Genomic DNA, 12887 nt, shown 5'->3' with positions numbered 1-12887 from the left:
TGTCCATGTCGTCTGTCGTCGATCGCCGATGAGGCCCGGGAAGGATGCGGGTTCCGCATTCATGCACCCGAAAGCTTTTTTGCTTTGGCGCTTCATCTTTGGCTCCCGGGGCAATGATTTTCGGTCGATCGAAGGGCGAGCGTGGCCGAACCTTCCGGATTTTTCGGCTCCTCACGGATCTTCTTCGATGATTTTGCCCGCCTTTTTTCGGAAGTTTTGAAGCGCCTCTACGCACGCATAAAGGGTGCATTGACGGTGGAGATGTGCTTTGCTTTCTACTTGGAAATTTAAGCTTCCGGAAAGGTGGTTTGAAAGATGTTTCAAGCATTAAATCGCGCACTTATGTCTCGTAAGGGCCCGATTCTGACGGGAATCGCCGTCGGAATTTTGGCACCCCTCCTTACCTTTTGGGGTAATCCCGGCAATATGGGGATTTGCGTAGCCTGTTTCACTAGGGATATCGCCGGAGCTTTGGGGCTTCACAGGGCTGCCGTTGTGCAGTACATTCGACCAGAACTTGCCGGCTTCATATTGGGCTCCTTCATTTCTTCTTTGATATACAGGGAATATAAGCCGAGGACGGGGTCTTCGCCGATCGTTCGCTTCTTCCTTGGCTTTTTCGCAATGATCGGGGCCTTGGTTTTTCTGGGGTGTCCGTGGCGGGCTTACATTCGCCTGAGCGCCGGAGACTTAAACGCTATCCCCGGCATCCTTGGACTGACCGTTGGCGTGTCCATAGGAATCGCCTTTCTGTGGCGGGGTTTTAGCCTGGGCAGGAATTATCCCGCGAAAAAACCCCTGGGTTATATCATGCCCCTTGCGGCGATAACTCTCGTCGCCTTTGTCCTCTTGCGTCCAAGCTTTGGCCCCGAGGGCTCGTCTGCTATATTTTTCTCCGAAAAAGGTCCCGGCTCCATGGCAGCACCCGTTGCTTTGTCGCTTGCCGCGGGGCTTTTGATCGGCTGGTTGGCCCAACGAAGCCGTTTTTGCACCGTCGGGGCCTTGCGCGACCTCATAATGTTCAAAGATTTACACCTCTTCAACGGAATAATAGCCTTTGTCATCGCCGCTTTTATCGCCAATCTGCTTCTCGGTCAATTCAAGCTCGGTTTTGAGGGGCAGCCCATCGCCCACACGAACGTACTCTGGAATGCCATGGGGATGGTGCTGTCGGGCCTTGCCTTCACCCTTGCGGGTGGATGCCCGGGAAGGCAGTTTATCATGAGCGGAGAAGGGGACGGAGACGCCGCCGTCTTCATATTGGGAATGCTTTTTGGCGCTGCCATAGCGCATAACTTTAGCCTTGCCAGCTCAGGCACGGGCCCGGGCGCATTCGGACCGGCAGCGACGATAATAGGAATAATGTTTTGCCTTAGCGTCGGCTTTCTGATGCGAGAAAAGATATAAAGATTAAAGAGGTGAAAATTATGGCTGAATCCATAACTGTAGATGCTAGAGGGCTTTCCTGCCCCCAGCCGGTGGTTGAGACGAAAAAGGCCATCGAAAGATCTGCATCCAGTGAAATTTACGTGTTGGTCGACACAATGACTTCCGTGATGAACGTCAGCCGCTACGCAAAAAGCCAGGGCTGGACCGCCCAATATGAAGAGATGCCTGAGGGCGGTTTTAAGATCACGTTAAGCAAGTAAAAAAATTGGTTTGCCATTGAATAACTGCCGATAAAGTCTCGGCGTTTAAGCAAAAAGACGGAGACACGGTTTCCCGGTCGGTCATCCCGCAAAAACAGTTGACCTGACCGCGAACTAGGTCTCCGTCTTTTTGTATCTCCTATAAAAATACCGGCGATATACCTCATATCGCTTTGTTTTGATAGGCAAGTGACATATTTTGGAAAAGATGCTTGACAGAGAGAAATATTTTGATAGAATACAATTAGGTTACAACATTGTAAAACAATGTTCAATATTGTTGAACACACGAGGTGGTTCAAGTGCGCAAGACTACTCTTCTGAAGAAGCTGATAAACGACCCTGAGATCCTGGTGATGCCCGGCGCTTACGACGTCTTATCCGCTCGGCTAATAGAGGCTGCCGGTTTCAAGGCAGTGCAGTGCTCGGGCTTTGGCTTTGCAGCTTCGCTTCTGGGATTGCCCGACATCGGCATTCTAAGCAGCACGCAGATGCTTGAAATTACGCGCAGCATCTGTCATGCCGTCGACATCCCCGTCATGGCAGACGGCGATAACGGATTTGGAAACGCCGTGAATACCTACTACACGGTCCTGGAGTTCGAGGCCGCAGGTGCTGCAGGCATCAATCTGGAAGATCAGATTAGCCCCAAAAGGTGTGGCCACATAACGGGAAAGCAGTGCATCTCCGCAGAGGAGATGGTCCTAAAGATAAAGGCGGCAAGGGAAGCTGCCAGGGATCCCGACTTCGTGATAAACGCCCGCACCGATGCTTACATGGTTTACGGAGAGGAGGAGGCCATCCGTCGAGGCAACATGTATGCCAAAGCAGGCGCTGACCTCATCTTCGTCGAGGCAGTAACGTCCGTGGAGGGAATCAAGCGGGTGATAAAGGGCATTGATGCTCCCGTCTCGATAAATCTACTTCAGGGCGGAAGGACGCCTCTCGTCACCATCCAGGAGCTGCAGGAATGGGGGGCTGCCAGGGTCAGCATACCCGTCACTTCCATAATGGCGGCTGCGTGGGGAGTCAAGCAGGCATTGGAATACATAAAAGAAAAGGGCACAATAAAGGACTTGCCGGGCGTCATCGGTTTCGAAGAATTTGAGAGCCTTGTAAAGCTGGATAAGATCAGGGACTTGGAGTCGCGCTACCTCACGGAGGATGAGATTGCGCTGAGGTATCAGGGCCGTGACGGTTTGGAAAAGGCAAAGAAGGAGCTTCACTAAAGCTAACTTATTTAAAGGAGTGCATTGCAGATGGCTGAAAGGGAAAAAGGCACATCAATTCGACGAGCTTTAAAGGTACTTTCTGCCTTCTCCTTGGAGGAGTCCTTTCTTGGAGTGAGCGAAATCGCAAAAAAGCTAGGGCTACCGAGAAGCTCGGTTCACTGGCTGCTTCAAGTCCTCCAGGATGAAGGTTATGTGTGCCAGGACCCGAAGAGCGGCAAATATCGTCTCAGCGTGAAGCTCTTTCACCTTGGAACGATCGCTGCTAACACGATGAACATTAGTTACGTTGCCCGTCCCGTAATGGAGCGGCTGCGCAACGCTACAGAGGAGACAGTAAACCTTTACGTTTTAGACGGCTTTGATCGTGTCTGTATTGAGCAGGCTGAAGGCATTCACCTGGTAAGACAGGTGGTCCGCCTTGGCCAGAAGATCCCTTCATATTGCGGAGCTGCCGGGAAGGTGTTGGTCGCCTGGCAACCTGAGGATTTCATCGAAAGGTTGATTTCCCATACACGACTTAAACCTTTGACCAAAAACACGATCTCGGATGCAGGCCTCTTTAAAGAGGAACTTGCCAAAATAAGAAGACAGGGATATGCAGTAAGTTTCGGCGAGAGAGATATCGAGGTGGCAGCAGTTGCTGCGCCCGTCTTTGACGAAGAGGGAAAGATACTTGCCTCCTTAAGCGCCAGCGGTCCCGTCTCTCGTTTTGAAATAACTCCCCAGGTGGTAGAGGCGATTATAAACGCAGCAGGCGAAATTTCCTATCAATTGGGTTATTCAAAAGACGTGGAAGTCGCAATGTCGGGAGGCAAAAATTAGGGTATCGTAAAGGGCAAAAAATTTTATGCAAATGTATCTAAATATGAAAAAAGGAGGATAAATCCGTGAGACCAAAGGCAGCCAAGCCGGTCGTCGTTAGGGGCAAGAAACTTGGAGGAGATAAGCCACTGATTTGCTTTCCCCTGGTAGGGAAAACTCCCGAGGCAGCTTTAGAGGAGGCCAAGAAGGCGATTGCAGGCTCTCCCGACGTTATCGAGCTCAGGGTTGACGCCTGGAACTTCATAACAGACAAACAAACTTCCATGAAAGTCCTTGGCGAGATACGAAAATTGACCGATATACCCTTGCTTTTGACGTGCAGGAGCCACCTTGAGGGCGGATTTCAGGAAGTATCGGCGGAATCAAGAAACGCCCTCTATAAAGGTGCGATAGAAGAGATACTGGTTGACCTCGTCGACATCGAGCTTATAAGCGGCTACGAAGAAATCAAGAATTTAAAGCAAATTGCCTCACCCCGTGGCGTTTATGTAGTTGTCTCCTTTCACGATTTCAAGAAAACCCCTCCTAAAGAAGTCATCTTTGCCACCATAGCCAAGGAGATCGCCTTTGGCGGAGACGTCGCCAAGGTCGCCGTAATGCCCCAGTCCATGGAAGACGTGTTGGCACTTATGTCAGCGACGCTGATGGCCCGGCGCGAGTTTCCCGATATTCCCTTGATAACCATGTCCATGGGGTCTCTTGGTTCCATCACGAGGATCGCAGGTTGGCTCTTCGGTTCGGATCTGACCTTTGCGGTGGGCGTAGCCTCATCTGCCCCTGGACAGATACCGGCAGACGAGCTAAGGGAAGTTTACAAGCTGCTTTATTCCCTTTACCTTAACGAGTAAAGGACAAGAGTGCAAGTATGAGGCGTGTTAGATTTAAATAACGATGTTTTGTCACCGTAAATTGTGAGTCTACCTAAAGATTCACCCCTCTTTTTCGGAGTAGTCATGGACTACATATGACTAAAAAGCACCGATCCACTCCCTAGAAAAAAATTGATTACCCTCCTCGCTCTCTATAAATACAACTATTATGTGTTAAAATCTTTACTAGAGCATGTCCATCGAACTGGAAGCCCTTTGGCAAGTCGATGGACATTAAACTGATCGGAAGGGGTAAATATGTTTTATCCAAATGCAGATACAAGATATGTCGTAATTTTCGGCAACCCGTTAAAGCAGACTTTGTCGCCCCTGCTTCACAATACGGTATTTGAGTCGAAAAAGATGAACAACTTGTATTACCCCCTTGAGATACAAAGCCTCGAGGATCTATCAAAGGCATTGAAGACTATGCACGTGTTTAACGTAATAGGCGCAAACGTCACCATGCCATACAAAGAAAAGGTCATAGAGCTTCTTGACGGCTTGGATAAAAGCGCCGAGCAGTGCGGCGCGGTCAACACCATCGTCACTACCGAAAAGGGATTGATCGGCTACAACACCGATGGCATGGGATTTCTCAATTCCTTCATGGAGGAGTCCAACGTAAGCCCCGAAGGAAAGACCCTTCTTTTGATAGGCGCCGGAGGGGCTGCCAAGGCCGTCGTATTTGCCTTTCTAAACGCAGGAGTTTCAAAGGTGATCGTCTACAACAACAGCCAAACCAGGGCCATGTCGCTGGTAGAAAGAGTAGAGAAGTTCTTTCCCGGAAAAAGCGAGTGGAGGCCCCTGAACAATAAGCCGGTGCCGCCTGAGGGCATCGCCGAGGCAGATATCATCATCAACGCCACGAAGGTTGGCATGAAAGGCGAAGCGGAAGGCCAGTCACTGGTATTGCCGGATAGCTTCCGCCCGGGTCAGTTCGTCTGTGACGTCGTCTATAACCCGCCCGAGACCAAGCTGCTTGCTGATTCCAAAAAGGCAGGCTGCAAGACCTTAAGCGGGGATGGCATGCTCGTATACCAGGCTGCTGCTGCCTTTAAGCTGTGGTTCGGAGTAGATTCCGACTTAGAGTTGATGAAGCGGACGTTTAGAAATTACTTCGGATTTTAAGCGGATAATTGGTGTCTCTTAAATTACCGTGAGTCTGCCATCATTAAAAAACCCGGGTAATTAGGTTACAATGGAATCGATAGAGACGTAGCTATCATGTAATCATAACAGGAAAGGAGGAGACGGCATGGAAAAGACGATTTCCGGAGTGATCATAGAGTGTGTAAAGGGAGATATAACAAGACAGCCCGATGTGACAGCGGTTGTAAACGCTGCCAATGCCTGGTTGAGGCCAGGCGGGGGAGTGGCAGGAGCGATACATCACGCTGCAGGGCCTGAGCTCGATAAGGAGTGTCGTCCTCTGGCGCCCATAAAACCGGGGCAGGCTGTCATCACAGGCGGACATAATCTTCCCAACAAATACGTCATCCACTGCCTGGGACCCCGCTATGGCGTAGACAAACCCGAAGACAGGCTGCTTGCAGATTGCTATCGAAACGCCCTCAAGCTTGCCGATGAACACAAAATAGACTCCATAGCCTTTCCGGCTATATCCACAGGTGTCTTCGGCTATCCCGTCCAAGAGGCGGCGGAGGTGGCGCTAAGGACCGTCAAAGAGACCATCCCTTCGCTAAGGCACGTAAAGAAAATCAGGTTTGTCCTTCACAGCGATAGAGATCTCAAAATTCACGAGAAGGTTTTAGAAAGCCTATAAGTTTTAGGTTAGGTTATTGAATATTTAATAGCAAAATTAAATTTCCGCAAAAAGGAGGTCTAAGCCCACGCAGAAAATGCTGGGAAAACATCATGCAAAGAACGATGCTTAAAGCCAAGCTTCATCGGGTAACTGTGACAGATGCTAATTTAAACTACATGGGAAGCATAACTATTGATCAGGATATCATGGAGGCTTGTGATATTTTACCATATGAAAAAGTTCTGGTTGTGAACATAAATAACGGAGCTCGCTTTGAAACTTATGTAATTCCTGGGGAAAGGGCTTCTAAAAAAATCTGCTTAAACGGTGCTGCAGCCCGCCTGGTACAAATTGGGGATAAGCTGATCGTAATGTCCTTCGTGCAATTGTCTGTAGAAGAATCACGAAACTGGCAACCGAAGATACTGATCTATGACGATGAGAACAACATAATCCATGATAGCGAAATATAAAATTTGTCAGTTTTTAGTATAAGGTATTTATGCTAAGCCCTGTTGTGTTTTAATCAAGCCATTTATTTTATAAGACCCTTTTTAAAGATCTTTCAAACATGAAAAAGATCTTTCTTACGCAATTTTTCGTATTTTCCCTCTAACTAATCTTCAGAATAAGAGGCGAGATCTACGTCCTTTGAGTATAACAATTTTTGATTAATGACGTTTTTATTTATAAATGAAAGCAGGGGGAGTACAGTGGAACAAATTTGGTACATATTTAAAGGTAACGAATTAGTGGTGTGTCATTCCTCTGCAGCGAAACTGCCAACAACCTCAGATATCGAAATTATTTCCGATAAATATGTTAATAAAGGTGTTATTTCCATTGGTGATCGTGATAAAAGCGAGACTCCCAACGAATTTTGGGCTGAAATACCTTCTGACGTCGTTCTTCCTAGCGGCATGATTACTGTGGGATTGCGCGAAGTTGGGTCATTGCTTGGCGAACAAATATTTTACAGGGCAGCAAGAGCTTATCAATTGATGAATTGGAGCGAACGGTACGTCTTTTGCATGTCCTGCGGCGATAGATTGGAACCCTCATTGGTGGACAACTGTAAAACTTGCCCAACCTGCGGTTCGGTTTTCTATCCTCCCGTAAGCCCTGCAGTGATAGTAGCGGTGGAAAGGGAGGGCAAAATACTGCTTGCCAGAAACGCCAGCTTTCCTCCCAAGCGATACAGCGTCATTGCAGGTTTCGTGGAACCTGGCGAGAGCTTTGAGGACGCCGTCAGGCGCGAAGTCAGGGAGGAAGTCTCCATAGAGGTAAAGGACATCAAATATTTCGGAAGCCAGCCCTGGCCCTTTCCTCACTCGATCATGGTGGGGTTTACGGCCAAATGGGCATCGGGCGAACTCGAGCCGGACGGCCGCGAGATATTGGATGCGGGCTGGTTTTCTCCCAACGAAATGCCCGATCTTCCGCCGGGAGTCAGCATAGCCCGTAAGCTCATAGACAATTTCAGGCACAGCCGGAGCGTGGAGCCTTAAAGTCGAGGTTAATAAGATAAAAGAAGGGAGAGCGTTTTGCCCTCCCTTTATAATCTACATGCAGTCTAATTAAAGTTGTATTCTGTAACGATCTTCTTTCTTCCCGTCACTTGATCTTGATAGTACTCGTAGCAACAAATGCCGAGAAACGAACCGGAGATATTATAGACGTTCTTATATCCCAAACCCTGCAGAGCCATCACGGCGTAATAACTTCTCTGGCCAGAACGGCAGTGCAAATAAACGGGCCTGTCTTTGGGTATTTCATTTACCCTTGATCTCAGCTCGCTTAAAGGAATGTTGACGGCATTTATGAGGTGGCCCTTGTTGTATTCGTCCTTCTCGCGAACGTCGACGATAAAGGCATTGTTTTCCACCAATTCCCTTACCTTCGTGACGGGGACTTGCTTGTACCTGCCGTTTAAGAGGTTTAAGCCGACCAGTGCGGCGTGATTGACCACGTCTTTTGGAGTGCTGAAGGGAGGAGCGTAGGACAGTTCTAACTCCTTTAGGTCCTCCAAGGTGCCGTTCATCAATATCAACGTGGCTATGACATCTATCCTCTTATCCACGTTTCCCTTTCCTATGGCCTGGGCGCCCAGTATTCTTCCCGTTGGGTACTCGTATATTAACTTAAAATGCATTATATTGCAGTCAGGCATAAGGCTGACCTTATCAAAGGGGATTATGTAAACGAAATCGTAGGAAATCCCGGCGGCCTTAGCCCGCTTTTCATTCAATCCCGTCGATGCGGCGTTCAGATCGAAAAGCTTGACGATAGAGGTGCATATATGTCCGTTATTTCTGTGGGGGATGCCGTAAATGTGATCGGCTGCAGCCCTTGCCTGCCTTTGTGCCGGCCCGGCCAGAGCACATCTGAAGTACTTGTGTTCTAAGCGGGAGTATACTTCGATGGCGTCGCCTATGGCGTAAATATCTTTATCGTTTGTCAGGTAGTTATGGTCGACCTTGATCGCGCCTGTAGCGCCAATTTCAAGCCCTGCGTCCTTGGCGAGAGCTATATCGGGTGCTACGCCGACGGCCATGACCACGGCCTTGGCGTTGACCTTTCTCCCGGACTTCAGGACTAGGTGATCGTTGTCTATCTTCACTACGGCATCGTTTAAGATGAGATTGACGCCTTTATCGTATATCTCTTTATGAAGTATCTGTGCCATATCGTTATCAAAAGGTGCCATTACTTGTTCCGTGGCTTCTATTATGGAAACCTTTTTACCTGCCCTATGCAAGTTGTCCGCTATTTCCAGCCCTATATAACCACCGCCGACTACGGCGACATCTTCGATGTTGTTCTTTTTGAGATACGTATATAGCCGATCGATATCTACCACGTTCCTAGCTGTAAATACGTGTTCTTTATCAACTCCCTCGATGCTTTTCGGCAAGATGGGGTGTGCGCCGGGAGAGAGGATTAATTTATCGTAACTTTCTTCGTATTCTCTGCCGCTGGAGTGATCCTTTACCAAGATCTTTTTCTCGTTTCTTTTGATTTTTATCACTTCACTGTTGACCCTGGCTTCGATGTTATATTGCTTTAAAAACTTTTCCGGAGACATTAAAATGAGATCTTCGGTTTTTTTAACGGTATCGCTGAGGCGATAGGGCAGACTACAGTTTGAGAATGAAACATGTGGTCCCTTCTCAAACATAACGATCCTGGCAGACTCGTCTAATCTCCTTATTCTTGCCGCAGCGGAAGCCCCGCCGGCCACTCCGCCGATTATTAAAATCTTTTTTTCCATTTATACTTACCTCCCGGTAGTTTAAAATATTTTAAATTCCCGCTCGTAGGCGTCAGTTACACCGATATCTTGCTCCTGATCTTACAGCTGAGGATGCCTCCTATTACCATGAAAACCAGAAATATCCATCCCGATAGCGAAAGATTGGCAATAGGGCTATACAACGCCCCGACATTACATCCGTTAGCAAGGCGGGTGCCAAATCCCATGCAAATACCGCCTAGCGCAAATACTGCTGCCTCCTTCTTTTTCATGCGCAATCCTGACTTAAACGCTTGCGCGAATTGCCCCGCTGTTAGCAAATATATCAAGGCGCCTACGATAATCCCGAAGTTCTGCACCGAAGCGCCGTGTTTAAAGAAGGGTAGAGTGAAGGTATCGGCGGACATATGGGTGAAATTGGCGATAGATTCGGGCGACATACCAAATAACATGAACAATTTGCCTACCCAAATTCCGTAAGGAGTGGATGCACCCCAACCGGCCTTGGTTACACCCATCAGGAGCATGAAAAGCAGAGCCAGCCCGACAGCGCCCTCCCTTAATGTCCAGGGTTTTACGAATAGGTGCTCGTATGTCTGGGCGCTAAAAAGCTTGAAAGTCTTTACGTCCATCGGTTTAAGTTGGTCCTGCATGATTTCAAGAGGAACGCCTGTGTATGTATTGGTTTCAATCCTCCGCTTTTCGTACAAATAACAAAGATATACCACAATCCCGCTGAATAGGGCCATGAGGAGAATAGCTCCCAAATAACCCCCGAAACCGTCGCCCTTGAAAAGATCGGGCAGAAAAACTCCTCCCGCAAGTTTACTACCAACCTCCGTCGAAAACCAGGAATCATTGACCCAGCTAGCGGTTCTTTGTATTGGAAAACCGAGGAAAACACCTACGCCGAAGAAGAAGAGCGTAATGATGGCCTTTGGAAGAGCAGAGGGAAATATTGTAAGTACTCCCGTTGCACAGCATTCGGAAAAGGACATTCCAAATCCGAAGAGAAATGCGCCAATGATTAGCCCCATATTTATAGGATTAATCCAAAGATTATAGGAAGCAGGATCCGATCGGAACAAAAAGGCTGCCATCAACAAGCCCGTAATAAAAAACATGAACGTCATCGTTCTCATCAGCTTGGTAGACCCGGTTTTATACGCCCTGTACACGCTGCCGGCAAAGCCTGTATACGCCCTCGATAATGTGTATCCCAACCCCGTCCCTATCAACAGTCTAAAATAAAGGTCATTACTACTTAAAAACATCTTGCCTCCGACCACAATGCATAAGGCTGCCAGAAATCCGACGACATACTCAACTCTCTTCATACAAAGTTCCCCTCCCTAAACGTCATGATACTTAACCAATGTCCTAAAGGTTTTGCCGGTTCGGCAATATAAGAATGCGTTCATTACCCCAAGCCTTTCGAAACAAACTTTGTTAAATCCAACACAATTTATTGTAAATTATATAGCCTATAGGGTATATCTGTCAACCCTACCCCGGCTCTATAATCTTTAGTGTGGAAATTTGACACAAAAAATATAATGGTGGTAAGAACCAACCAAACCCATTAAGAAAGGAGGCTCTTACCACCATGGCCAATGGCCATAATAATAATATCACCAAAATGCTCGGACTTAAAGGCTTCAAGATATCGGATACGCGTGAAGAAGAGGATGCTTTTGTGATTGAGGTGCAAGTTAAACCCGACAAGACAGCAGTTTGTCCCGAGTGTAACTCAAAAGATTTCTACAGGCACGGCAAAGCCAAACCAAGGAAGGTGCTGCACACGTTAATCAACGGAAAGAAAGTATATCTTGAGATACATGGCAGGCAGAGGTGGAAGTGTAAGCATTGCGGCCGCACATTTACGCAGGAGCTTAAGATAATAAAACCTCGTAGCAGGCTTACCAACTATGCGGAAAAGTTGGTCTTGTGGCTTTTGAGTTCGATGAGCTTTAAGGCAATATCGAAGCTGCTTAAAATCTCCTACGGCAAGGCTAAAAAGATCTTGATGGAGGCAAAAACGATACCAGACCTCTTGCGGTCAGCAATAAACGATGCAGAAAAGCTTCACTTAGGGATAGACGAGCATAGCTTCAAACATCAGGAGATGGTGCTCATAATAACAGACGTTAAGGCAAAGAAGGTGCTTGAGGTCCTAAAAGACGACCGCCTAGCCACATTGGAGGCCTTCTTATCCGAGATCCCTGCCCATAAGGTCAAGGAAGTCTGCATAGACATGAAGGAGGCCTTCAGGAAGGCGGCCAATAAGCTCTTCCCTGAGGCCAATGTGGTGGTAGACCATTTCCACGTGATAGCGGATGCCAATAAGCGCATGGACGAAGCCAGGAGGATTGAGCAGGACGTAAGGCATAAGGGTAAGGTAAGGATACCTAAAAAGATATTCTTAATTGCAAGGGAGAATTTAAGCGACAGAGGAAGGCAAAAGGTAGACGAGCTTTTAAAAACTTATCCAAACCTCAAGGGCTTTTACTGGGCCAAGGAACGCTTAAGGGACGTATATAGGGCGAAGGACAAGGACGAGGCAGCCAAGCTTTTAGACCTGATCATCATGAACCTGAAGGCTTCTGACGATGCCGAGTTGTACAGGTGGGGCAATACCCTAAAACGGTGGCGACAGCCTATATTAAACTACTTCGACAACAAAACTACCAATGCCTATACCGAAGGATGTAATACGAAGGTGAAGATGCTAAAACGAATCTCCTTTGGTCTTAGAAACGTAGAGGTCTACACAAAAAAGATAATGTTGGGATTCTTACCACCGGAGTGTTTCCACACTATTTGAAATAGAGCCCCCTACCCCGTATTGTATCCTCGAGGGTAGGATCTTGAATCTTGAATTTTAATTTATTGAATACCAGTATGATTCATATCTATGACAGAAATATTTATCAAGGGAGGATATCTTACTTAATAGAAGAATGAAGGAAATTCTTATGCTTTGAGTTTACGAGACCGCGGAAAAAGTGGTATCAATTACTTTAATAAAATTTGGGCCACAAAATAATACTGAGCCTAACAACGTCACGGTTAGGTTTTATGGAAATTATGGTTCGTTTATAAAATAATCCGACGCTGTTCAAGTAGCCTATTGATATAATAATGTCGTTTTATCTATGATATTCACATGCTACCGTAAAATTCAAGATCTGATCCCAAAGGATTAAATTGTTCTGATATATTTAATTATTTTTATTTTTTAATTTACTTGACATCATGATGATATTCTCATTATATTATATACAATTGAATGCT

General features: G+C 47.1%; 13 protein-coding genes. 11 read left to right on the top strand and 2 right to left on the bottom strand.

Features of this window, described 5'->3' with window-relative positions:
* Nucleotides 1-141: 141 nt before the first annotated feature.
* From HMPREF1705_RS10960 to nudC, 10 genes are all read left to right on the top strand, one after another.
* Nucleotides 142-291 (top strand): hypothetical protein, encoded by a 150-nt coding sequence (locus HMPREF1705_RS10960; protein WP_009200843.1) that lies wholly within the window; start codon nt 142-144, stop codon nt 289-291.
* Nucleotides 292-315: 24 nt separating this feature from the next.
* Nucleotides 316-1407 (top strand): YedE family putative selenium transporter, encoded by a 1092-nt coding sequence (gene yedE / locus HMPREF1705_RS10320; protein ID WP_009200844.1) that lies wholly within the window; start codon nt 316-318, stop codon nt 1405-1407.
* Nucleotides 1408-1427: 20 nt separating this feature from the next.
* Nucleotides 1428-1649, top strand: a complete 222-nt coding sequence (locus HMPREF1705_RS10315) for a sulfurtransferase TusA family protein (protein WP_009200845.1) — start codon at nt 1428-1430, stop codon at nt 1647-1649.
* Nucleotides 1650-1951: 302 nt separating this feature from the next.
* Nucleotides 1952-2878 carry an isocitrate lyase/PEP mutase family protein gene (locus HMPREF1705_RS10310; protein ID WP_040347911.1) on the top strand — a complete coding sequence of 309 codons (927 nt, stop codon included), beginning with the start codon at nt 1952-1954 and terminating at the stop codon, nt 2876-2878.
* A gap of 30 nt (nt 2879-2908) precedes the next feature.
* Nucleotides 2909-3703, top strand: coding sequence for an IclR family transcriptional regulator (locus HMPREF1705_RS10305; RefSeq protein WP_009200847.1), 795 nt, complete (start codon nt 2909-2911; stop codon nt 3701-3703).
* 65 nt (nt 3704-3768) lie between these two features.
* Nucleotides 3769-4551 carry a type I 3-dehydroquinate dehydratase gene (gene aroD / locus HMPREF1705_RS10300; protein ID WP_009200848.1) on the top strand — a complete coding sequence of 261 codons (783 nt, stop codon included), beginning with the start codon at nt 3769-3771 and terminating at the stop codon, nt 4549-4551.
* Nucleotides 4552-4830: 279 nt separating this feature from the next.
* Nucleotides 4831-5703, top strand: coding sequence for a shikimate dehydrogenase (aroE, locus tag HMPREF1705_RS10295; RefSeq protein WP_009200849.1), 873 nt, complete (start codon nt 4831-4833; stop codon nt 5701-5703).
* A gap of 127 nt (nt 5704-5830) precedes the next feature.
* Complete coding sequence (locus HMPREF1705_RS10290; RefSeq protein ID WP_009200850.1) at nt 5831-6358, top strand: macro domain-containing protein; 528 nt, start codon at nt 5831-5833, stop codon at nt 6356-6358.
* Nucleotides 6359-6450: 92 nt separating this feature from the next.
* Nucleotides 6451-6813 carry an aspartate 1-decarboxylase gene (panD, locus tag HMPREF1705_RS10285; protein WP_009200851.1) on the top strand — a complete coding sequence of 121 codons (363 nt, stop codon included), beginning with the start codon at nt 6451-6453 and terminating at the stop codon, nt 6811-6813.
* A gap of 240 nt (nt 6814-7053) precedes the next feature.
* Nucleotides 7054-7848: an NAD(+) diphosphatase gene (nudC, locus tag HMPREF1705_RS10280; protein WP_040347912.1), complete on the top strand. Its 795-nt coding sequence runs from the start codon at nt 7054-7056 to the stop codon at nt 7846-7848.
* A gap of 65 nt (nt 7849-7913) precedes the next feature.
* Here the strand turns inward: nudC and HMPREF1705_RS10275 are convergent, their stop codons facing one another.
* Nucleotides 7914-9611: an FAD-dependent oxidoreductase gene (locus tag HMPREF1705_RS10275; protein WP_009200853.1), complete on the bottom strand. Its 1698-nt coding sequence runs from the start codon at nt 9609-9611 to the stop codon at nt 7914-7916.
* 56 nt (nt 9612-9667) lie between these two features.
* Nucleotides 9668-10930 (bottom strand): YeeE/YedE family protein, encoded by a 1263-nt coding sequence (locus HMPREF1705_RS10270; RefSeq protein ID WP_009200854.1) that lies wholly within the window; start codon nt 10928-10930, stop codon nt 9668-9670.
* A 269-nt stretch (nt 10931-11199) separates the two neighbouring features.
* On the opposite strand from HMPREF1705_RS10270, the gene HMPREF1705_RS10265 reads away from it, so the two are divergent.
* Nucleotides 11200-12417 (top strand): ISL3 family transposase, encoded by a 1218-nt coding sequence (locus HMPREF1705_RS10265; RefSeq protein ID WP_009200644.1) that lies wholly within the window; start codon nt 11200-11202, stop codon nt 12415-12417.
* Nucleotides 12418-12887: the final 470 nt, after the last annotated feature.

It is taken from the genome of Acetomicrobium hydrogeniformans ATCC BAA-1850, assembly GCF_000160455.2.
GTDB lineage: Bacteria > Synergistota > Synergistia > Synergistales > Acetomicrobiaceae > Acetomicrobium > Acetomicrobium thermoterrenum.
The sequence above is the reverse complement of the archived record's forward strand: the minus strand, read 5'-3'. Positions and strand labels throughout refer to the sequence as shown.